The 21,257-nt window shown below is 44.2% G+C and carries 23 protein-coding genes, 1 tRNA gene and 1 pseudogene; 9 read left to right on the forward strand and 16 right to left on the reverse strand.

The genetic code is table 11. The annotated features are described in order from the left end of the window. Window positions 1-12 precede the first annotated feature (12 nt). Entirely contained in the window at window positions 13-1,110 is a 1,098-nt protein-coding gene (locus MmiAt1_RS07255) for a (Fe-S)-binding protein (protein ID WP_318786224.1), read from the forward strand. 213 nt (window positions 1,111-1,323) lie between these two features. Here MmiAt1_RS07255 and MmiAt1_RS07260 read toward each other — a convergent pair whose 3' ends face one another. The 8 genes from MmiAt1_RS07260 to MmiAt1_RS07295 form a co-directional block, all read right to left on the reverse strand. Continuing rightward, entirely contained in the window at window positions 1,324-2,175 is an 852-nt protein-coding gene (locus MmiAt1_RS07260) for a hypothetical protein (RefSeq protein ID WP_318786225.1), read from the reverse strand. Window positions 2,176-2,433: 258 nt separating this feature from the next. Continuing rightward, entirely contained in the window at window positions 2,434-4,332 is a 1,899-nt protein-coding gene (locus MmiAt1_RS07265; protein WP_318786246.1) for a YgiQ family radical SAM protein, read from the reverse strand. Window positions 4,333-5,010: 678 nt separating this feature from the next. Continuing rightward, on the reverse strand, window positions 5,011-5,664 hold the full coding sequence (locus tag MmiAt1_RS07270) for an MBL fold metallo-hydrolase (RefSeq protein ID WP_318786226.1): 654 nt from the start codon (window positions 5,662-5,664) through the stop codon (window positions 5,011-5,013). Window positions 5,665-5,674: 10 nt separating this feature from the next. Then, window positions 5,675-7,162, reverse strand: coding sequence for an RtcB family protein (locus MmiAt1_RS07275; RefSeq protein ID WP_478219500.1), 1,488 nt, complete (start codon window positions 7,160-7,162; stop codon window positions 5,675-5,677). Between the two features lie 125 nt (window positions 7,163-7,287). Then, window positions 7,288-7,560, reverse strand: a complete 273-nt coding sequence (locus tag MmiAt1_RS07280; protein ID WP_318786228.1) for a hypothetical protein — start codon at window positions 7,558-7,560, stop codon at window positions 7,288-7,290. 38 nt (window positions 7,561-7,598) lie between these two features. Next, entirely contained in the window at window positions 7,599-8,060 is a 462-nt protein-coding gene (locus MmiAt1_RS07285; protein WP_318786229.1) for an archease, read from the reverse strand. Between the two features lie 34 nt (window positions 8,061-8,094). Then, window positions 8,095-8,844: a CDP-alcohol phosphatidyltransferase family protein gene (locus MmiAt1_RS07290; protein WP_318786230.1), complete on the reverse strand. Its 750-nt coding sequence runs from the start codon at window positions 8,842-8,844 to the stop codon at window positions 8,095-8,097. A gap of 143 nt (window positions 8,845-8,987) precedes the next feature. Next, entirely contained in the window at window positions 8,988-9,599 is a 612-nt protein-coding gene (locus MmiAt1_RS07295; RefSeq protein WP_318786231.1) for an aldolase, read from the reverse strand. A gap of 144 nt (window positions 9,600-9,743) precedes the next feature. On the opposite strand from MmiAt1_RS07295, the gene MmiAt1_RS07300 reads away from it, so the two are divergent. Together MmiAt1_RS07300 and MmiAt1_RS07305 are read left to right on the forward strand one after the other, a co-directional pair. Beyond that, window positions 9,744-9,815 (forward strand) — tRNA-Thr (locus MmiAt1_RS07300). A 179-nt stretch (window positions 9,816-9,994) separates the two neighbouring features. Continuing rightward, window positions 9,995-10,279, forward strand: a complete 285-nt coding sequence (locus tag MmiAt1_RS07305; RefSeq protein WP_318786232.1) for a virulence RhuM family protein — start codon at window positions 9,995-9,997, stop codon at window positions 10,277-10,279. Here MmiAt1_RS07305 and MmiAt1_RS07310 read toward each other — a convergent pair. Further along, window positions 10,252-11,007, reverse strand: coding sequence for a ribonuclease H-like domain-containing protein (locus tag MmiAt1_RS07310; RefSeq protein WP_318786233.1), 756 nt, complete (start codon window positions 11,005-11,007; stop codon window positions 10,252-10,254). The genes MmiAt1_RS07305 and MmiAt1_RS07310 overlap by 28 nt on opposite strands. Before the next feature lie 368 nt (window positions 11,008-11,375). Here MmiAt1_RS07310 and MmiAt1_RS07315 point away from each other — a divergent pair, with 368 nt between their 5' ends. Then, complete coding sequence (locus tag MmiAt1_RS07315) at window positions 11,376-11,540, forward strand: hypothetical protein (RefSeq protein ID WP_318786234.1); 165 nt, start codon at window positions 11,376-11,378, stop codon at window positions 11,538-11,540. Between the two features lie 134 nt (window positions 11,541-11,674). Here the strand turns inward: MmiAt1_RS07315 and MmiAt1_RS07320 are convergent, their stop codons facing one another. From MmiAt1_RS07320 to MmiAt1_RS07345, 6 genes are all read right to left on the reverse strand, one after another. After that, window positions 11,675-11,833: a hypothetical protein gene (locus tag MmiAt1_RS07320; protein ID WP_318786235.1), complete on the reverse strand. Its 159-nt coding sequence runs from the start codon at window positions 11,831-11,833 to the stop codon at window positions 11,675-11,677. Window positions 11,834-11,969: 136 nt separating this feature from the next. After that, entirely contained in the window at window positions 11,970-12,839 is an 870-nt protein-coding gene (nudC, locus tag MmiAt1_RS07325; protein ID WP_318786236.1) for an NAD(+) diphosphatase, read from the reverse strand. A gap of 117 nt (window positions 12,840-12,956) precedes the next feature. Then, window positions 12,957-13,517: a DUF531 domain-containing protein gene (locus MmiAt1_RS07330; protein WP_318786237.1), complete on the reverse strand. Its 561-nt coding sequence runs from the start codon at window positions 13,515-13,517 to the stop codon at window positions 12,957-12,959. Between the two features lie 57 nt (window positions 13,518-13,574). After that, the gene (locus tag MmiAt1_RS07335; RefSeq protein ID WP_318786238.1) at window positions 13,575-14,084 is read right to left on the reverse strand and encodes a GNAT family N-acetyltransferase; all 510 of its coding nucleotides are present in this window, start codon (window positions 14,082-14,084) and stop codon (window positions 13,575-13,577) included. 26 nt (window positions 14,085-14,110) lie between these two features. Continuing rightward, on the reverse strand, window positions 14,111-14,992 hold the full coding sequence (gene larE / locus MmiAt1_RS07340) for an ATP-dependent sacrificial sulfur transferase LarE (protein WP_318786239.1): 882 nt from the start codon (window positions 14,990-14,992) through the stop codon (window positions 14,111-14,113). Beyond that, window positions 14,989-15,768, reverse strand: coding sequence for a methyltransferase domain-containing protein (locus MmiAt1_RS07345; RefSeq protein ID WP_318786240.1), 780 nt, complete (start codon window positions 15,766-15,768; stop codon window positions 14,989-14,991). The genes larE and MmiAt1_RS07345 overlap by 4 nt, the downstream gene beginning before the upstream one ends. Before the next feature lie 232 nt (window positions 15,769-16,000). Here MmiAt1_RS07345 and MmiAt1_RS07350 point away from each other — a divergent pair, with 232 nt between their 5' ends. After that, window positions 16,001-16,495 carry a 3-isopropylmalate dehydratase small subunit gene (locus MmiAt1_RS07350; protein WP_318786241.1) on the forward strand — a complete coding sequence of 165 codons (495 nt, stop codon included), beginning with the start codon at window positions 16,001-16,003 and terminating at the stop codon, window positions 16,493-16,495. 218 nt (window positions 16,496-16,713) lie between these two features. Continuing rightward, window positions 16,714-17,850 (forward strand): isocitrate/isopropylmalate dehydrogenase family protein, encoded by a 1,137-nt coding sequence (locus tag MmiAt1_RS07355; protein WP_318786242.1) that lies wholly within the window; start codon window positions 16,714-16,716, stop codon window positions 17,848-17,850. Window positions 17,851-17,974: 124 nt separating this feature from the next. Here MmiAt1_RS07355 and argB read toward each other — a convergent pair whose 3' ends face one another. Further along, window positions 17,975-18,880, reverse strand: a complete 906-nt coding sequence (gene argB / locus MmiAt1_RS07360; RefSeq protein WP_318786243.1) for an acetylglutamate kinase — start codon at window positions 18,878-18,880, stop codon at window positions 17,975-17,977. Window positions 18,881-19,421: 541 nt separating this feature from the next. Here argB and MmiAt1_RS07365 point away from each other — a divergent pair. The 3 genes and pseudogenes from MmiAt1_RS07365 to MmiAt1_RS07375 all read left to right on the forward strand — a co-directional run. Further along, on the forward strand, window positions 19,422-19,712 hold the full coding sequence (locus MmiAt1_RS07365) for a non-histone chromosomal MC1 family protein (protein ID WP_133517041.1): 291 nt from the start codon (window positions 19,422-19,424) through the stop codon (window positions 19,710-19,712). 449 nt (window positions 19,713-20,161) lie between these two features. Further along, on the forward strand, window positions 20,162-21,115 hold the full coding sequence (gene mptA, locus MmiAt1_RS07370; RefSeq protein ID WP_318786244.1) for a GTP cyclohydrolase MptA: 954 nt from the start codon (window positions 20,162-20,164) through the stop codon (window positions 21,113-21,115). A 16-nt stretch (window positions 21,116-21,131) separates the two neighbouring features. After that, a pseudogene (locus MmiAt1_RS07375) lies at window positions 21,132-21,257 on the forward strand (GTP cyclohydrolase, FolE2/MptA family); the annotation flags it as partial.

The raw sequence follows: 21,257 nt of genomic DNA on the forward strand, positions 1-21,257 counted from the left end.
AGGGTTTAAAAAATGTCTTTTGCAAAAGTGGATAAAAGAGATCTTTACAGATGCGTTGCCTGCGGCAATTGCCGTTCGGTCTGCCCCGCATTTGAACAAACGGGCCGCGAATCCAAAAACACGCGCGGCCGCATTTTAATCATCCGCGATGCTTACGAAGGAAATCTGACGGACGATTCTGTTTTTGACAGCATTAACACGTGCACGACATGCGGCTACTGCGCCGTCACCTGCCCCGCAGGCGTTCATCCGCCCGACTTGGTTGAAGGCGCGCGCAGCGGGCTTGTTGCAAAAGGCCTGATGACGCCGACGCAGATGAAAATCCGTGACACGGTGGCGCAATATTCAAACACGCTCGGCAATTCTGAAAGCCGGCTCGGCTGGCTGGAAGGAACGGAGCTCACTGTTCCGAAAAATCCGAAAGCTGTTTATTTTGTCGGCTGTTTGGATGCTTACCGCTATCCCGAGACCGCCGTTTCAACGTATCAAATTCTCAATCAAATGGGCGTCGGCCTCCTGGAAGATGAAAAATGCTGCGCGTCTCCGCTTCTGCGCCTCGGATTTGTCGACGAAGCCGAAACACTGATGAAACACAATCTTGACCAAATCAAAAAGAGCAGCGCCGATATGATCATTGCGGGCTGCGCCGGCTGCTACAACACGCTTAAAAATAATTACACTCTTGACGGCATCAATGTCGTTACCGTTTCCGAATATTTGATTTCTCATTTAGATGATTTAAAAAAGGCCGGCCTCGGCAAACTAGATTTAAAAGTCACTTATCACGATCCCTGCCATTCCGGACGCCACAACAATGTTTTTGATGAGCCGCGCGAATTGATTTATGAAATCGTCGGCAAAGACAATCTGATTGAAATGACGGCAATCCGCGAAAAGTCAAGATGCTGCGGCGGCGGCGGCGGTGTCCGCTCCGGATACAATGATTTGTCTTTGGCAATGGCCAAAAGAAGACTGGAAGACGTCCCCGAGGGCGTTGATTACATTGTGACAACCTGTCCGCTTTGCCTGCGCAATTTAAGAGATGCGGGCGGCGACATTCCCGTTATTGATCTGATTGAATTGATTCAAACGGCAAACAACCGGTCATAATTTATTTTATTTCATTTTTTGTTTTTTCAATTTTTAAAGCCGGGGCCCGTTTTTTATTTGATTTTTGAAAATTTGTGCAGCCGCGCGCGGAGCAGCCGTGCTGAAACATTTAAAATCAGAATCGAAAATATCAGGAAAAAATATCGGAAAAAATGATCGGAATAGAAAATATCAGAACAAGAAAAAAGTCAAAAAAAGAATTGAAGAGACATTTTACAAATGTTTCTTTAAGAAGTTGCGGATTTCTTCGGAGTTTGCCCAGCCTTCGTCCAATTTGGCAATCACTTCTTCGATTTCATCGCATTCGGCGATAATTTTCTTTGAAGTTTCCTGATCGCTTGACGTTTCGGCCGATAAAACGACGATTGAAAGCGGGTTTCTGATATTGTCAATCACGGTTGCAAACTGTTCGATATTGTTTTCCAGTCTTTCGTAAGAAATGCGCTTCATTTCTTCGTCCAATTTGCTGACCGTAATATCGATTGCCAGCAAAACATAACCGGTGACTTCGCCGTTGTCATCGCGGGAAGCATTTGAGATAATCTGCCAATATTTATTTTTGAAACTTTTAATTTCCGCTGAAATTTCTTTTTCATCCAAAAATTCGGCATACATCGTGTTGATGGAATCGGTCGGGAACAATATTTTTCCCAAAACCGTTATCGGTTTGCCGACAACATCCGATTCGTCCAAATCGGTTTCGGTATAAAAAGATCGGCTGGCCCACATAATTTTGTAGTCGTTCGTCATGTAAATCACAATTTCAGGAACGAAATCCAAAATCATATTTTTTTCAATATCCGTTTGCTTGGCCACACCCTTGGCTTTTAAAACCTGGTTAATCAGCCGCGCCAGCAAAACGCCGAAAACGAAACAAAGGAGCAGAATCACGATGTTGAAAAAAATACCCTGATCGGTTGTCAGCGGTTCAAATAAAAAGCCCAAAGCATCTCTGATATTGTCCGTTTCCACATCTGATGCAAAAAACCGGGACAGCGCCTCCGCTAAAATAAACAGGACACCGACCATGACGGACAAAATAATGACTTTGTATTCCAGCTTCATTCTTAAACCTTAATTTTCTAAAATAACTAAAAATCAAAGGCGTATTAAATATATTAATATTTCATTTTGTCAATTTTTCAACACTTTCATTTTATTTTTGCTTTTCGGGCGGCGGTTTCTAATTTCATGTCTTCCGTCGCCCATTTCTGATTTTCTTTTTCAAAGTTCAATCATTCAATTTCCGTTTTCAATCATTCAATTTCCGTTTTCAAAATTCAATTTCCGTTTTTAGAATCTATGTTTTCATAATCTATGTTTTCAGAATCGGTGTCTTCGGTCATGATCCGGAATCAGACAATTTTCTCTGTTTCCGATTAAATCCGTCCGTCCCGCCGATTCCAGCGCCTGCTGAATCATTTCCCGATTGTCGGGATTTCTGAACTGAAGCAAAACGCGCTGCATTTTCTTTTCCGTTCGGGTCACGGGAACGTAAATCTTTTCCATCGTAAACGGATCAAGTCCCGTATGGAACATGCAGGTTGAAATCGTCATCGGCGTCGGCGTAAAATCCTGAACCTGCTCTGTGTAGCGGTTGTTGTCCCGAATGTATTCCGCCATTTCAACGGCGTTTTCCATCGTGCATCCCGGGTGTCCCGAAATTTGGAAAGTCACTAAAAATTGCTTCAGGCCGAGATCTTTATTGACGTCTTTGAATTTCTTCTCAAACTTCTCAAAAGTTTCCCGATTCGGCTTTCTCATCGCCGCCGTCACATTGTCGCAGAAGTGTTCGGGCGCCACTTTCAGCTGACCGCCGACATGGTATTTGCAGAGCGTTTCCAAGTAACCGTCCTCCTGAAGCGCCAAATCAAACCGAACACCGTAGCCGGTCAGCACTTTTCTGACATCGGGCATATTCCGAAGCGTTTCCAGCAGTTTTAAAAGCCGTTCGTGGCTCGAATTCAATGACGGGCAGACGGTCGGAACCAGACAGTTTTTGTGCGTGCAGGCGCCTTTCTTTTCCCATGTCGGGCAGGTCATGCCGTACATGTTGGCGCTCGGGCCGCCGATGCCGTTGATAATGCCGTTGAAGTCCGGCGACTCAATGATTGACTCGGCTTCTCTGATGATGGACTCTTCGCTTCTGTTGCTGATTGCGCGTCCCTGGTGCTGCGTAATCGCGCAGAACGAACAGCCGCCGAAACAGCCGCGGTGGCTGGTAATTGAATTCCGGACGACGTCAAGTCCCGGAACGCCTTCCGAATACGACGGGTGTTCCAAACGCAGGTAAGGCAGTTCGTAAACGTCGTCCATTTCTTTTTCCGTTAATTCCCGCATCGGCGGATTTTGAACGATAACGGTTTTGGGATGCGGCTGCACCAGCTTTTTCCCGGAAATCGGATTTTGATTTTCATAAATTGTTTTAAAAGCGCGGGCGTACTGCTCTTTGCTTTCCGAAACTTCGGTAAAATCGGGCAGTTCAATGTATGAATCGCATGAGTTGATTGATTCACCTGATTTGAACGATTCATCTGATTTGAACGATTCACCTGATTTGAACGATTCGCTTTCAAGAGACTTAATGTATTCAGATTCCCGGCCGGCCCGAATATTTTTCCATTCGCGGACGGGCATTTTCCAGACGGTTCCGGGAATGTCCCGAATTTCCGATATCTTTTCGCCCGCATTCATTCGGTCGGCGATTTCTTTGATTTGAAGTTCGCCCATGCCGTAAACAATCAAATCGACCGGCGCGTCGGCCAAAACGGATTGGCGCACGTCGTTGGATAAATAATCAAATTCGGCAAAACGGCGAAGGGATGCTTCAATGCCGCCGGCAACAATCGGCACATCAGGATAGGCCTGACGAAGCCGATTTGAATAAGCAATCACAGCGCGGTCGGGACGCAGCCCCGGCTCGCCGCCCGGCGAATACATGTCACTTTCGCGTTTGTAAAGAAGAGGCGTGTAATTGTTCACAAGCGAATCGGCATTTCCGGCGCTTACCGAAAAGAACAGCCGCGGTTTTCCGAGGATTTCAAAAGCGTCTTTGCTTGTCCAGTCGGGCTGCGCGATGACGCCGACGCGAAATCCGGCGTGCTCTAAAACACGGCCGATGATTGCCGTTCCGAATCCGGAATGATCGACATACGCGTCTCCCGTCACTAAAATGATGTCGAGTTCGTCCCAGCCTTTCTTTTCGGCTTCTTCAAGACTCATCGGTAAAAAATCGCCGGCTCTCTTCAATGCTTCCTGCCGGCGTTTCTCAAAAAAATGGTTTACTTTCTTTTCGGGATTTTTCCCGTCAACTTCGTTTTTTTTTGACTCGGAGCGGTTGTTTCTGCTTTTATCGTTATTCCGGTTATTGTTATTACTCCGACTGTTATCATTACCCCGGCTGTTATCATTATTCCAATCGTTGCCATTATTTCGTTTGCCGTCATGATTCCGTTTGTCATCCTGATTCCGTTTGCCGTCGACACTACCGGTCTTGCCGTTTTTCCGGTCATTTCTTTTGGATTCATACCGGTCGTCGTCTTTGCTTCGACCGCTATCCGTTTTCCATTCAAAACGTTTCGGTTCGGAAGGTTTCATATCCGAACTGCGGACACCCATCTTTCCGATGCCGGGTTTTGCAGGCTTGTCTGTTTTCTTTGCCTGTCCTTTGCCTTTTTCATCGTCTTTGGGAATCACGATTTTTGATTTGTCCGCGCCCATTTTTCCGGCGTTCTTTTCAAGTCCTAAAATCGTCCGGCGGTTTCCGGATTTTCCGACTTCAACTTTGCTGACCGTTCCAAGCGTTCCGGCTTTGCGGCGGTCTTTCTTCTCAGCTTCACTTTTGTTAAATTCTGACATTTTATTTTCCCCGGTCTTCTCTTTTTTCTCTTAATTGTCTGATCACGGATTTAATCGTTCCGACATCATTTTTGATAATGCGATTGACGCGTTGGCATCTCCCACCGTCGGGCGCCCGTGTCCGGGACATAAATTTTCAATATCGAGCTTCGTTAATTTATCAATCGAATCGGTCATTTTCTCAGGCGCCGAAATCTTAAAATCAGATCTTCCGATACCGCCTTCAGAGAAGACAGTGTCGCCCGAAAAAAGCGTTTTTGAATTTCTTTCATATAAGCAAATACAGCCGACAGTGTGTCCCGGCGTGTGAATCACTTCCAAGTATTCGTCTTCGCCGTCCGAATTCCGGCCGATCGGAATTCTCTCGCCGCCGCTGTATACGATGTCGGGAAACGGACATGCGGCCCGGCTTCCGAAATTCAGCGCGCCCGACAAATTGTCGTCGGATAAAAACGGCGCGTCCGCTTCATGAATTGAAAGTTTTGCACCGCTTTTCTCTAAAATTGCGCCCGCGCAGCCGCTGTGATCGTAATGCGTGTGCGTTAAAATAATCAGCTCAATATTTTCAAGCGGCACGATTTTTTCAAGGCTCGGCAGAACGTGGTCGGCCGTCATTCCCGTGTCAATGATAATTTTTTTGTTAATGACGTAAATGTTGGAATCATAATACGCCGGCATAATCATTTCCATTTCCATGTTTTTCACCTCATCCTTTGATAACGCCGATCGGAATCAGGCGGGCAACCTTTTGAGCAATCCCGAGACTGTCGACAACATCGACAACGTCATCGCTGTTTTTGTAAACGCTCGGCGCTTCTTCGGCAATGACGGATGCTCTTTCGGCTCTGACCGTAATGCCCTGCCTTGCCAGCTCTTCTTGGACAGCTTCGCCGCTCATGGTGTCTTTTGCTTTGCCGCGTCCCATCACGCGGCCGGCACCGTGGCAGGCGCTGCCGAATGAGAGCGACATTGAGTTCGGGCCGCCTTTGAGTATAAATGACGGTGTTCCCATGCTTCCCGGAATCAGAACGGGCTGACCGACATCTCTGTACTGCTGAGGCACTTCTTTGTGCCCTGCCGGGAATGCGCGTGTTGCGCCTTTTCTGTGAACGTAAACATCCTGTTTTTTGCCGTCAACACAATGCGTTTCGTATTTCGCGACATTGTGCGCGACATCGTAAAGCAGCTCCATGCCGAGCGCGTCCGTGTCTTTGCCGTAGAATTTTTCAAAGACTTCGCGTGTCCAGTGCATAATGATTTGGCGGTTCGCCCATGCATAATTGGCGCCGCATTTCATGGCATCGAAGTAGTCCTGTCCTTCTTTGGACTTGGCCGGCGCGCAGGCAAGCTGCATGTCGGGCACGTTTATTTTGTATTTCTTAACGGCCTGGTTCAGCGTCTGCAGGTGGTCGGTACAAATCTGGTGGCCGGCGCCGCGTGAACCGCAGTGAATCATCACAGTGACCTGTCCTTCGGAAAGGCCGTAGGCGGCGGCCGCTGTCGGGTCATAAATTTTGTCGACGTACTGAATTTCCAGGAAGTGGTTGCCGCTTCCGAGCGTTCCGAACTGCGGGCGCCCTCTTTTGCGGGCTTTGGTTCCGACAATATCGGGATTGCCGCCTTCCATGAAGCCGTAGGATTCGCAGTTTTTGGTGTCGCTTTCAATACCGTAGCCGGCTTCAACCGCCCATTGCGAGCCGTGTAAAAAAGCATCCGTCAATTCGGTGTCGGTGACTTTGAATTCGCCTTTTGAGCCGACGCCCGACGGGATTTTTTGAAACAGATTCTCTGTCAGCGTTTTAATATGCGGAACCGCTTCTTCTCTTAACAAATTCGTTTTCATTAAGCGAACGCCGCAGTTAATGTCAAAGCCGACGCCGCCCGGACTGATCACGCCTTCTTCTTCATCAAACGCAGCAACGCCGCCGATGGTAAAGCCGTAGCCGAGGTGAACGTCGGGCATCGCCATTGAATAATCTAAAATACCCGGAAGCGTCGCAACGTTGGCGACTTGATTGATTGTTTCTCTGTCAATCGTTCCCATCAGTTTTTCCGACAAAAATAATCTGCCCGGGACATTCATTCCAAACGCGTGCGTTTTCGGAATATCCCAAATGTTGTCATTGACGCGGTTTAATTCGCCCGTGACAGATTCATTGGATTCGTTTTTTTCTTCATTTTGGTTTGACATAATTTTCCCTTGATTAAATGTGATTTATAACAGTGATTCATTTCTTTGATTTAAATTGTTTGTTGGCTTTGCGCTTGCCGAAAAATCGAAATTTCGTTTTCGGATCATTTTTTAAAACAAGATTTATTTTAATTCGCCTTCTCAAAATTGAAACGGCGCGCGTGCGGGCGGCAGCACGAAAGCGGACGATGGGTGGCGGCAGCAGCACAGCAGCAGCAACACGACAGCAGCAGCATGACAGCAACAGCATGACAGCAACAGCATGACAGCAACAGCATGACAGCAACAGCACGACAGCAACAGCACGACAGCAGCAACACGACAGCAGCAACACGACAGCAGCAACACGACAGCAGCAACACGACAGCAGCAACACAGCAGCGCAGCGGCAGCAGCAACATGATAACGGCCGGCGACAGCGCGCCTGTGCCCGTTATCGTTACAAGTCCAAAACAACTTCGGTTTCAAAACCGTCCGCCGTCTTTTCGACGCGGATTCCGTTGTAAGTGATTGCTTTGACTTCCGTTTTGAAATTCTGCCGGCTTGAATCAATCGGCTCGCCGGCGGCAGCGGCTTTAATAAAAAAGATGGCATCGCCGTTTTCATTTTGCTTTGTTCCGACTTTTTCAACCGATACGGAACCGAGAACGGTTTCTTCGGCGTCAAACAAAAACAAAAGTTCTGATAAGAAATCCACCATCAGATTTTCCAAACTGACGGTTTCAAGGTCGATTTCAAATTCGTTTTTTTGCTGAACGGTTGAAATGTCGGCAATCACGGAAAGTGTTGCAAGCGCGGCGTTTTCAAAAACTTTTTCCAAGGTTTCGCCGTACGCGATAAATCGGATGTCTGCGACATGATCCAAATAAACAAAAGGTGTGGAAGATGTGTTTTGAGTCATTGTTTTCTGTTTTTTGTTTTTCAAAAATAAATACTCAAGCGTCGGCTTCCGCTTTTTCCGCCTTTCCCGTTCTTGTTTCTTCCGGCGTTGCTTTTTCGTTCTCAATGCCGGCTTTTTCAATTTTATCTTCCCTGTCCAGGGCTTTCCAAATGTGGTAAATTCTTTGGAATGCGGTAATGTGCGATCCGACGGCAATAATAATCATTGCCCAGCCGAGGAATTGAAATCCCCAAACGGATGCGGCGGTTTTGTAAAATCCGATGTAGCCGAAGTCCAAAAAGGAGGCCGCCAATATGATAATCAGACGGTCGGCGCGTCCCATGATGCCGCCGTAATAGCGCCCGATGTCCATTGCCTGCGCCTGTGTTCCCAGGTAGCTGGTCAAAAGGACGCCTGCCAATGCGATAAATCCGATCCACCACGGGCAGAAGCCGCCGAAAATGATGCCTGAAATGATAAACACATCGGCGTAGCGGTCAATGACGTGGTCCAAAAAGTCGCCTTTTTTGCCGGCAATGCCGCGGAGGCGTGCAACGGCGCCGTCAAGCGCGTCGAGTCCGGAGTTGACCAAAACACAGATTGCGGCGACCAGCAAGAAGTAATAAGGTGCCGAAAATCCGAAATAATCGTCGCCGGCAAAGTAATAGAAAATGCCTGCTAAAATTGAAAATATGAATGATATGATGGAAAGCGTATTGGGTGAAATGCCGATCTTGATGAATATTTTTGCAATCGGATCTACAATCGTTTCCGCAACATACGGTCTGAGCGAATTGGCTGCCATTAGCTTTAATTTCCTGTTGTTCGGTTAAGAGTTTTTCGGTTTTTTTGGTTTTTCCGTTTTACCGTAAATTTACTTGTATATAAATAACAATTATGCTCAAAAAACCTTGTTTCCTTTTTTTCAATTTTTTAAGATCATTTTGTTCAAAACAGATTTTTTGCTTTGGCATACATGTATTTGATTTTGGCGGAATGCTCCAGCTGCGCCGTTATGTTATAAGCTTCTTCCAATGTGCTGCCGGCGGCAATCGTTCCGTGGCCGAGAATGACAACACCTTTTGTTTTTCCGTCTCTGAAAGCTTCCGCCGCATTTTTCGCCAGTTCCTCGCTGCCGATATCGCCGCAAATGATTGGGATTTCTTTTAAAAACAATTTTCCTTCGCTGTCGACCGGAATGATTGTTTTGTTTCCGGCTTCGTATTCCAAAAGCGACATCACGACAGAATACGGGCAGTGCGCGTGAAGAATCGCTTTCACATCGGTTTCCTGATATATTTTCCTGTGAACCGGCGTTTCGGAAGACGCTGTTTTTTCAATTGCCTCAGCCTCCGCCGGGCTCATCCAGGTGTCGGCTTCTCCGTTCCAAACCGGAACCTCAACAACGTCATTCAATCCGATTTCGTCCAGCGCCGTTTTTGTTTTGGTAATCAAAAAAGAATTTCCCGAACTCGACCGGGCGCTGATGTTTCCGAAATTTGCCTCAACAAGCCCCGCCCGAACAATTTTTTTGCCGACCGCCGATATTTTTTCCTGCATAATCTGACCTGACGCTATTTTTATTATACATTTTAAATTCTATCGGATTTACTTATGTTTCATCCTTTAAAAAAGCATCATTTTGGAGGCATTCCCCCATAAAATTTATTAATTATGAATTGTATGTAAGGGATACTTCAAAGCGCCTCGTTGGCTTAGGGGTATAGCGGCTGACTTGTAATCAGCAGGTCGCGTGTTCAAATCACGCACGGGGCTTCGTTTTTTTGTTCAGGTCACGCACCTGGACAAAAACAAATTATTTTTTTGTATTAATTTTCAATGTTTTTAATTTTATTTTTTGTTATTTTGACAAAGCATGTTACTATCAATAGTAAAAATGTATATCTCTCAATTCATTGTATGCTTATTACAAAATTTTTGAAAGGTATGATAGAATGACGGCAAATTCTGAATTTATAATCTACCAAACTGAAGACGGGCAAACCAAAGTTGATGTTCGGATGGAAAATGAGACGGTTTGGCTAACTCAAGCTCAAATGGTAGAGCTATTTCAATCCAGTAAAACAAACATCAGTGAACATATACGCCATATTTTTGAAGAAGGTGAATTAATGGAAAATTCAGTTGTTCGGAATTTCCGAACAACTGCAGCCGATGGTAAAAATTATGATACAAACTATTCATTCTGTTTTTATTTATCTTTACAAGTACAATTCTGAACCAAATCCGAATACACCTTTTCAATAATCGTCTCCAAATTCACAATATCCTCACGATTATATTCTAAAAGCGTATCCAGCGCCGCTTCATCACCGCGCTTGTAACGGTTCCAAAGCCGAACCGCTTCCCAGCCGTCGACGTTTTTGACATTATCGCCTCGAACAATTCCCAAATCACGTTCGATTTTTTTGAGGCCGCCGCCGTAGCCGATACGTTTGAGCGGATACATCAAATCAATATGAAGCTGGTTGAATTCAATTTCGGGGAATTCGCGCTTGATGAACGGCAAATCGAAACGGGCGCCGTTAAACGTAATCAGCATTTTGTATCTCGAAAATTCGTCGGCGATGTCGTCCAAATCAATGCCTTGGACGTATGTTTTCGCTTGATTTCTGTTGTAAATCCCGACAACCGTGATTGTGTCGTGTCCGGGAGCAAGTCCTGTCGTTTCAATATCGACGAACGCGACGTCTTTGCAAAATTCGGGATAGGCGCGCCAATGTTCGGCCGACGGCAGGGTTTGGGCGAAATAACAATGGTCGCCGTCTTTTAAATGAGATTCCGATTCGTCAACGCCGGCGGCGACAGCTTTCTTTTTGGCTTGCGAGATCGGCAGGCCGTCCATTTTTTCAATCGCTTCGTCCCAGGAGTTGATTCCAAAGTCCCAAATATTTTTTTCCACACCTTTTCCGATACCGGTCATGTGAATGTAAGAGTTTCTGAGCATAGTTGAACCAATACGTTTCCATTCTTTAAAAGTTTTTGACGAAAAATTCGTTTTCGTTTATTTTTCAAAAATCAATTTTTTCTGAAAGCAAACACAGGCGCATCTTTTCGTTTAAGCCGCTTGCGTTCCTTTCAGCCGCATGCACTTTATTTCCGTTCCGACACTGCCGGTTTTTTTGGGAAAACGAGCATTAAAGGAATGTCACTGGATTGCATTTTTGAACAAAAAAGGCATGAAGCAAACTATATATAGATTCAAAACCGATTGTTATGTGCAATGAATCAATGAAATTTATTGCTTTATTCTAAATCAGTGATGAAAAATCTCAAAAGAATATGAGACCTTTTATCTCAAAAGGATATGAGAGTATGCAGTCAATGCAGAACATCAGTACAAAAGAAAATTTAAAAAATTCTACGGAAATTGCGCCTTTTGACGCATCAGGCATTACAAGTCAAACAAAAATCACAATCGCAAGATTATTCATGTTGGTTTCGATATTCGGGCTGGCGTGTCTTATCACGGCGCTTTGACGCTTTTGTTTTAACAAATTGAGAAATCCGAAAGGGTTTCTTCATTCGTTTTTCATAATTCATCCTCTCTTTTTGATTTCTTAATCCGTTAATCCATTCTTTAATATTTATGAAAAAAACGGGGTCGGTTTCATCTATTTTCTCAAAATTTCGTGCCGCCCGCGCGCGGCGGGCGCTGCCGCGGCAGCTTCCGGCAATGCAAACTGCAAGACAACAGCGGCAAATGAAAACAGTAAGGCAGCAGTGCCCACGCTCGCGCAGCGAGCGGATGTGATAAGAAAGAGCAGATGCAAGCGGGACAACAGCTCATCTCGGCATTGACGGCAGCAGTATCGGCAGCGGCGCTGCCTGCAGCAATGCAATCCTATTGTAAATGATTTTTCAAAGACAGGCATTCGTTTTTCGTTGCGTATGAGCATGAATTTTGATTCATTCAATTTTTCCGGATCGGAAAGCTTCAATCATTTCCCATGTCAAGCTCATTGTTGAATCCCCTTCCGGAATTTCTTTTCGGGAAATCCAAACCGCTTCCGATAATTCCCGAACTTCTAAACGAACAGATTTATCACCGTCCAAATCCGCGAAAAATCCCATAAGCAAAGATTCAGACATCGCCCACGGTTGACTCTTATAATACGTCATATTTTTGACATGAACGCCGACTTCTTCCAACACTTCTCTTTGAATTGCCTCTTCCAAAGTTTCGCCGATTTCAACAAAACCTGCAATTAAAGCATAATTCCTGTATTCCGATGCGGCTGTTGTATATTTTGTCAAAAGAATTTCATCACCGTTTTTGATGCCGACAATGACAACCGGCGAAATTTTAGGATATTCCGTTTGATGACATTTTTTACAGTAAACCGCTCGTTCATCTTCTTTATGTACTGTTTTTTTGCCGCAGCGGCCGCAGAAGCGCCGCGAATCATACCATTTTGCCAAATGAAAAGCGGTAACGCAGGCAAATGCAAGTGTTCCCTGTTCAAAATTAAGACTGCTGCGGACACTGTAATATCCTACTTCCTCTGTTGTGTTTTTTTCTTCCGTTATTTCATCTGACGGTTCTGTTCCCGCAAGGAAATAAGCGGCACCATCAATTGAAAACAAATACAGCGCATCTTTTTTAATTTCAGGATTATTCTTAAATGATTCGAATCGCGGAATTTCAAAAACGGGATCTGATTTTATTTTTTTCAGTAAAATATAACCGCTTTTAAAAACAAAAACAAAATCCGAATCATTCGGGGCTTTATTCTCATATTCGTTTCGAAATTGATGCGGATAAATATCTTGCAGCATGTTTTCACCGCGTTTTGCTTATCACAATATTTGTTTTCAGTTTTTGATTTGTTTTCAGCTTTTGATTTGTTTTCAGCTTTTGATTTATTTTCAGTTTTGATTTGTTTTTGTTAAATCTCAATACTGGTCGCCGTCGTTTCTTTTCTGCCTCTGCTCCAGCGCAAAAGTCAAAGCATTAATTTGCGTCGGAATCGCACCGATTGCCGTGCACGTTTCTAAAGAAATGCCTTTGGTCGTAATGTCCAAATGATATTCCGCCCGTTCAAAAAGGTCTTTGGGCAGTCCCTTTCGTCCCAAACCGACCAAAAACATGTATGAATTTTTCTTCATATTTCCGGCGGCGACATCGAGCGGCGTCAGCAGTTTTTGAGGATACGGCTTCGATGTCGTTGTGACAATCGATCCGAAATGCGCCGGAAAACCTTTCGGCGGCAGGTCTGAAACAAACAAATGATGTTCTTTGTTGAGCAAATCCAAATATTTGCCGGATTCGCCGATTGTGGTTTTGTCCATGACGAACTCGACGAGTTCGTCTTTGTCCATCTTAAACGGAAAATCAAAAAGAGCGAGAGAAAAACCGTAAGCATAGCAGATCGGCGCGGCCCTTGCAATTGCGCGGTAGTGCGCGTCTACGATTTTGATTTTGTCATACATATTGACGATTCCCATTGTCAGCATAATTTTCCTCTCCGTTTGTGTTTTGATTTGTTCCCGTTTGTTTTTATTTAATCTGATTTAATTTTCTTCTGTTTTTTCAAAATTCAAAGTTTTGGTAAGCACAGTCTGAGAACATATTTCAATATTATTGCAGGAAACGCATTCTTCCCAATAATCGGTTTTTTCAATTTCCGCTTTTTCAAAACCTTCGTGAATGAAAAAATTCGGCGCCGTGGTTCTCGTGTAAATTGTTCTTGTAATCGTTTCATCAAGACCGGCCGTTTCGATTTCTTTTTCAATGATTGAAATCAGTCGGTTCAAAAGAAGTTTTCCGATTCCTTTTCCTTTGTAGGACGGCAAAATCGCAATCGTATGAATTTCATAAAACCAAAAATCTTCTTTTTGAGATTTCAATTTTTCAAAAACGGCACAACCGATGATTTTTCCGTCTTTTTCAGCGACATAAAATTCTTCATACGGAATGTCGTCGCGGTCTAAAAAATAAGTCGATAAAATGATGTCAATCGGTGTTGTTTCACTTTCATTCGCGGGGCGCACGATTACGGTTTCTTTTTCATTTCTTGTCATTTTCGCCTTCCGTTCGTTTTAGACTTTCAAATATCCATGCTGCCGCTTCGGAATCCTTCCAGGTCGGCGGTCACATAAGAAAAGCCGTTCGCTTTCAAAAATTCAATAAATTCCCCGATTATTTTTTGATTTCCGGCATCAAAGAAAATCTTCCCGTCTTCGATTCCGACTTCAACGCGTGCGATGTTTCGGCCGGCGGAATCCGTATGGCAGCGAATTCTGATTTGTTTCGCGCCTGTCTCGGACAATATTTCTTCGGCCCTGTCAACGGTTTTCAAAAGCGCCGGATCCAATTTTGAATCATACGAAAAACGGGTTGCCAAACAGGACATTGACGGTTTATCGGCGACCGATAATTTTCTTTTCTTTAACAATTCCCGAACTTCTTCCTTTGTAATTTTCAAATCGGCAAGCGGGATTTCTAAAATCGGACCGATGTCATTTTGATTGCCTTGGGCCTTTTTTTGTTCCGAAATAAACGAAAATCCCGGGCGCGGAATCTCATTCGCTTCATTCATCAGAACATCGGAATAATTCGTGCCTTCAACAACCGTTTCAAATCCGTTTTCTTCGGCATAGTTCAAAAGCGTTGTCAATATCTCTTTTTTGCAAACGTAGCAGCGGTTCTTCCGATTATTTTCAATCTCGGGAAGTTCCAATATTTTTTTGTCAATGAAAATATGAGTAATGCCGATTTCATTGGCGGCTTCCTGCGCGTTTTGAATTTCCCTGTCCGAGACCAGTTCCGTTTTGATCGTCACGGCAAGCGCGTCAATGTCGGAGGCGGCCGCCGCGGCAGCGGCGGCTGCAAGGAGCGAGCTGTCCGCGCCGCCTGAAAAAGCGATAATAACTTTTTTGTGATTTTCAAAAAAAGTTTCAAGCAATCGTTCTTTTTCCGAAAGTGTCATTTTCTGTCCTCTGATTTAACCGTGAAAAACAGTCGCGGAAATCTCATCAATATTTTTCCGTCTTCCTGCTTTGAATAATATCGTTCCATCTGAAGACGAATTTCAGATTCGAATTTTTCCCCGTCTTCAGCCGTCAGTTGTTCCAAATACGGGCGCAGTCCTGATCCTTTGTACCATTCCACTATTTCTTCATAAGAATCCATAATGTGATAATAAACCGTTTCCCACATCGTAAATTCTGTTGATGTTTTTGAAAACAAATCGTAATATCGGCCCGGCTCCAAATTATAAAAAACGCGCGGGGAAATAAATTTATTTTTCCATTCCGGTTCTGAAATTAAATTCTGAATGATTTTATACATCGGCGCTTCATAAACAAGCGGCGTTTGAACGGCCAATATGCCGCCCGAATTCAGCAGCGCCATCATTTCCGGCAGCAATTTTTCATGATTCGGCATCCATTGAATTGCCGCGTTTGAAAAAATGATGTCATATCTGCTGCCGATTTGTTTCAAGTCGGTCACGGCGTCGGCAACTTTGAATTCAATGTCCGGGTGAGTTTTTTTTGCCGTTTCAATCATTTCAAATGATTTATCGATTCCGAGAATTTCAGCATTCGGATATTTGTTTTTCAGCAGCTTTGTACTGTTTCCGGGGCCGCATCCGATGTCCAATATTTTTTTCGGATCGGGCACAAAAAGGCGGCTGATTAAGTCAGCAGACGGCTGTGTCCGTTCTTTTTCAAATTTCAAATATTGTCCGGCATCCCATTTCATTGCTGCACCCTTTCATTGCATTTCATGTTTCATTGAATTTCTGTTTCATTGCATTTCCGTTTCATTACATTTCATTTGTCATTTAATCTGTTGATTTTTAACGAATATGCATGGCAATCAATTATATTTATGGATTCATTTTTTCGATGTTTGACGCGTTCTGCGGAAGGTTAATAAACAACTTTGTTTTTCCAAATTATGATTATAATATAAATTCACCAAAGTGACAATTATGGAGAATAAAACTTACAAAGGTAAAGCTTTCAAATTCGGAGACGATGTCGACACCGATGCCGTCATCCCCGGAACTTACCTGATCTTCAACACACCCGAAGAACTGTCACAGTACACGTTCTGCGGCGTCCGTCCTGACTTTGTGAAGTCGGTCCGGCCCGGCGACATTGTTGTCGGCGGCAGCAATTTCGGATGCGGCTCTTCCAGAGAGCACGCGCCGCTTGCGCTCATCGGATCTCAAGTCAGCTGCGTCATCGCAAAATCATTTGCACGCATTTTTTACCGCAATTCCATTAATGTCGGTTTACCGCTCGTCGAGTGCGCGGAAACGGACAAAATTGACGAAGGCGATATTTTAGAAGTCGACCTCGGCGCGGGAATTGTGAAAAACTTAACCAAAAACGAAGAATACAAAACCGTGCCGTTCCCGGACTTTTTATTACAGATTGTAGACGACGGCGGGTTAATTAAACACACGCAAAAAAATCTGTAATTTTTGCGGGTAACCCTTTGGAATTCATGTTTCATATTTCATGTTTCATTTGAATTCCTTCATTTTCATTCTTTTTATTTGATTTTTGAATTTTTAAAAAATCAATATGAACTTAATCAATTTAATTAATTTAATAGATTAAATCGATCTAATCAATTCAATCAATCAATTCGATTAAACAAAATAATATTATTACCAAAAATCGGAGCAATATAAAAATGACTCAATATAAAGTGCCGGTTATCGGCGGAGACGGAATCGGTCCCGAAATTGTTCGGGAAGGACAAAAAGTGCTTGACGCCGCCGGCGAAATTTTCGGCTTTGACATTGACTGGCTCGAATTTCCCCACGGCGCCGATCACTATTTGGAAACGGGCGAACTGGTGTCGGAAGAAACGATTAAAGAACTTTCCGGCTACAAAGCCATTTATCTCGGCGCGCTCGGCGACCCGAGACTGGCCCCCGGCATCTTGGAAAAAGGCATCCTTCTGAAGCTCCGCTTCGCGTTTGACGAATATATCAACCTCCGCCCGATTAAACTCTTGGACGGCGTTGAAACCCCGCTCAAAGGCAAAACCGCCAAAGACATTGATTTTGTTGTCGTCCGCGAAAACACGGAAGACTTTTACATCGGAATCGGCGGCCGCGCAAAGAAAGGTCAAAAGAATGATCTTCTGGAAGTGCAGCGTGATTTGTATTCCGCGAAATTCGGCCTCGACATTGAGACCGACAGCGAAGAAATCGCTTACCAAATCGGCATGATCTCCAAAGAAGGCACAAAACGCGTCATGGAATATTCTTATGATTTGGCGGCCAAGAGAAACAATCATTTGTCTTCCGTTGACAAAGCAAACGTCCTCTCCGACATCTACGGTTTCTGGCGCGAAACATTCGAAGAAGTCGGCAAAGGCTACCCGTCTGTGGAGACAGATTTCAATTACGTTGATGCCGTTACCATGTGGTTTGTCAAGAATCCCGAATTCTTTGACGTCGTCGTCACGCCCAATATGTTCGGCGACATCATCACCGATCTCGGCGCCATGATTCAGGGCGGCCTCGGCCTTGCCCCCGGCGGCAACATTAATCCGAACGGCACCAGCATGTTTGAACCGATTCACGGATCTGCGCCGAAATACAAAGGCATGGACCGCGCCAATCCGTTGGCAACGATTTGGGCCGGCGCGCTGTTGATTGAAACGCTCGGCGAAAAAGAAGCTGCCGATACGATTGTCAAAGCGATTGAAAAGAACATTTTGGACAAAAAAGTCAACACTGTCGACATGGGCGGCAGCGCCAAGTGTTCCGAAGTCGGAACGGATGTCGCAAGACTTGTGAGAGAACTCGGCAAAAGCTGAGATTCTTTCCTTTATTTTTCTTTTTTGCTGTTGCGGCAGCGCTCACTGCGCGCGAGCCGCATCATTTTTCAAAAATAATCAAAATTCAATTTCGTTTTTTCAAAAAAGCAAAAAGAAGAGAACTTTACTCTTCTTTTTCTTCAAAAATCATTGTGCCGATACCCGTGTCGGTAAACAGCTCCAGCAAAAGCGAATGCGGTGTGCTGCCGTTGATGATATGAACGCCTTCCACGCCGCTCTTGACGGCGACTTCGGCGCCTTTGATTTTCGGAATCATGCCGCCTGATATGATTTCCTCTTTGATGAGGTCGTCAATTTCGCCCAGCTTGATTTTTGAAATCCGGCTGTCTTTGTCGTTGATGTCGCGCAGAACGCCTGAAATGTCGGTCATCATGATGAGCTTTTTCGCGCCCATTGCCGCGGCGATGTCGCCGGCGACCGTGTCGGCGTTGATGTTGAGCATTTGTCCTTTTTTATCAATCGCAATCGGGGAAATGACGGGAATGAAATTGTTCTCAATCATGATGCGGAGAAGTCCGGGGTTGATGATTTCGGTTTCGCCGACCCAGCCGATATCGACATCTTCTTCGTTGCCGTCGATGATGATTTTTTGATTTTTCTTTTTGGCGGCGACGATTAAATTGGAATCGACACCGTTTAAGCCGACGCCTTTGGCGCCGTGTTTGTTAATCAGCGACACCATTTTCGTATTGATGTTGCCGACCAAAACCATCATCGCAATTTCAAGCGTATCGTCGTCGGTCACACGAAGGCCGCCGATGAATTTCGGCTGCTTGCCCATTTTTTCCATCTTTTCATTGATTTCGGGGCCGCCGCCGTGAATGATAATCGGATTGATGCCGACATAATGCAGAAGAACAATGTCCTGAATGATCTTTTCCATAATCGCGGTGTCTTTTTCGGGGTTCAGCATCGCGTTGCCGCCGACTTTAATCACCATTGTCGATCCCGAAAAATCGCGGATGTAAGGCAATGATTCAATCAAAACATCTTCTAATTTCAGTGTCATTTTCATTCCCTGCCGATTGCTGTTTAATTATTTGATATTTATTAATAAATCATGATGTGTTTCCGCGTTTCTAATTATCGACGAATTTGTGAATCCTGATTTATTCTGTCCGTTTATATGAATTATACAATGTTTATGTGCCCTAATGTATTTGACATTTTAAACTTTTTGATGTCTTTTAAAAATATGTTTGAAATTATCGACAATTCACGAAACGGTCCTCTTTGAGCTTGTCTTCAGGGGTGGTCCTCTCTTCCTATTGTTTTTTCATGCCTTTTTTTTGCTTCACTTTGCTAGGTCTTGAAAATCATATCTCTTCTCAGCCTTTCTGTTTTTCGAAAAACGCTGTCGGCAAGGCTTACATCTGCTGTGAAATTGATATTTATCCACAATTTATGTATAAAATTAGCTTGACTTCGAAATCGGGTTGAAATTTTCGTCAAAACAGTATACATAGAATCAATTTTTTCAACAAAGTATTTATATGAGCTCTTCCAATTGTTTTCTAGCAATATCGTATAGTATTGCAAAGGTGATTAAGATGGCAGAAACAAGAAACTTTGTTTTAAGAGACAAAAATGGTAACGAATCCGGTGTCTTTACCGGCAAACAGCCCAGACAGGCAGCCTTAAAAGTCGCAAACCGCGGTGCAGGCACAAAGAAAAAGCCCGAGACAATCATGCTCAGAGAAAGAGGAACCAAGAAAGTCCACGTCTTCAAAGCATGGAAAGAAATTGTCGACGCACCCAAGAACAGACCGGCATGGATGCCCCCGAAAATCAACAAACCCTTTGTTGAGAAAGTCAAGATCGAAAAGATCGACGAAATCTGAATTTTATAACATTTGTTATTTTTATCTTACCGGCAAAGCATTCACTGCTTTGTCGTAAGTTTTTTAACGCTTTGCCGTTAAAGCTTTTTTCTCTTTTCACATCTCTTTAATTCGTTTATTATTTTCTTTTATTCGCTTTTGCTCGCTTTATTTCGTTTATTATTTTCTTTTATTCGTTTTTATTCTCTTTAATTCGTTTTTCATTCTTCATTCATTTTCATTCATTCTTTTCGAATCTTCTGTTTCCGTTTCTTTTTCAGATGTCACCGTTTACGCGCGAGCGGGCGCGTTTTTGAAAAAACCAAACCGATATTCGTTTTTCGAATTTATCATGATGATTTCATTACGCCGTCTGCGGCAACATATCATTTTTATACCAACAAGGATTTGTTAGCGGTACTTACTCAATATTTTATTCAAAAACAATTACGCTGTGAGGTAAATTAAAAATGTCACAATGCCCGATTCTTCCGGATGTTCAGGCCAATCGTCCGGCCGTTCCGATTAATCTGACACGCGTCGGCGTCACCGATGTCAAAAAATTGATTGAAATCAAAAGAGAAAACAAAAGACCGATTATTCTGATGTCTTCTTTTGATATTTTCGTCGACCTCCCGTCCGACAGAAAAGGGGCCAACCTGTCCCGAAATTTTGAAGCGATTGAAGAAATCTTAACCAATATTTCTCAGTCTCCCATTTACGAAATTGAAAATTTGTGCGGCGACATTGCCGAAAATTTAATCGGGCGCCACGAATACGCTTCCCGCGCGGAAGTCCGTATGAAAAGCGAATACATGATTCGCCGAAAATCACCGGCCACAGGCGTTGACTGCCAGCAGTTTGTCGACATTTTCGCCGACGCCGTTGCCGAAAGAACGGAAGGCGCAAGCGCCGTTCAAATCAAAAAGCTTATCGGTGCCGAAGTCATGGGAATGACGGCATGCCCCTGCGCGCAGTCTATGATGCAGGAAGAAGCCGAAAGCAAACTCAAAGAACTCGGCTTGGCCGATGACAAAATCACAGAATTCTTTGACGCGATTCCGATGGCAACGCACAATCAGCGCGGCCGCGGCATCATTTCAATTCAGACTTTGGACACGACAGGCGTTCGCCTCGAAAACATTATTCAAATCATCGAAGCGTCCATGAGCTCCAACGTTTATGAAATTCTCAAGCGCGCCGATGAAAAGAAAGTCGTTGAAGAAGCCCACAAAAATCCGAAATTCGTCGAAGACTGCGTCCGGACAATGGCGAAGAAAGTCGTCGACACTTTCCCGCAGCTTCCCGATGACGCGATTATTACAATCAAGCAAATCAACGAAGAAAGCATTCACAAACACAATGCTTTTGCCGAACGCGTCGCGAGAATCGGCGACATTCGGTCCGAAATTAAAAACGGCTGATAAAAACGTTTTTGATATTCAAATCATCGAAGCGTCCATGAGCTCCAACGTTTATGAAATTCTCAAGCGCGCCGATGAAAAGAAAGTCGTTGAAGAAGCCCACAAAAATCCGAAATTCGTCGAAGACTGCGTCCGGACAATG

The organism is Methanimicrococcus hacksteinii, assembly GCF_032714515.1.
GTDB classification, from domain to species: domain Archaea; phylum Halobacteriota; class Methanosarcinia; order Methanosarcinales; family Methanosarcinaceae; genus Methanimicrococcus; species Methanimicrococcus hacksteinii.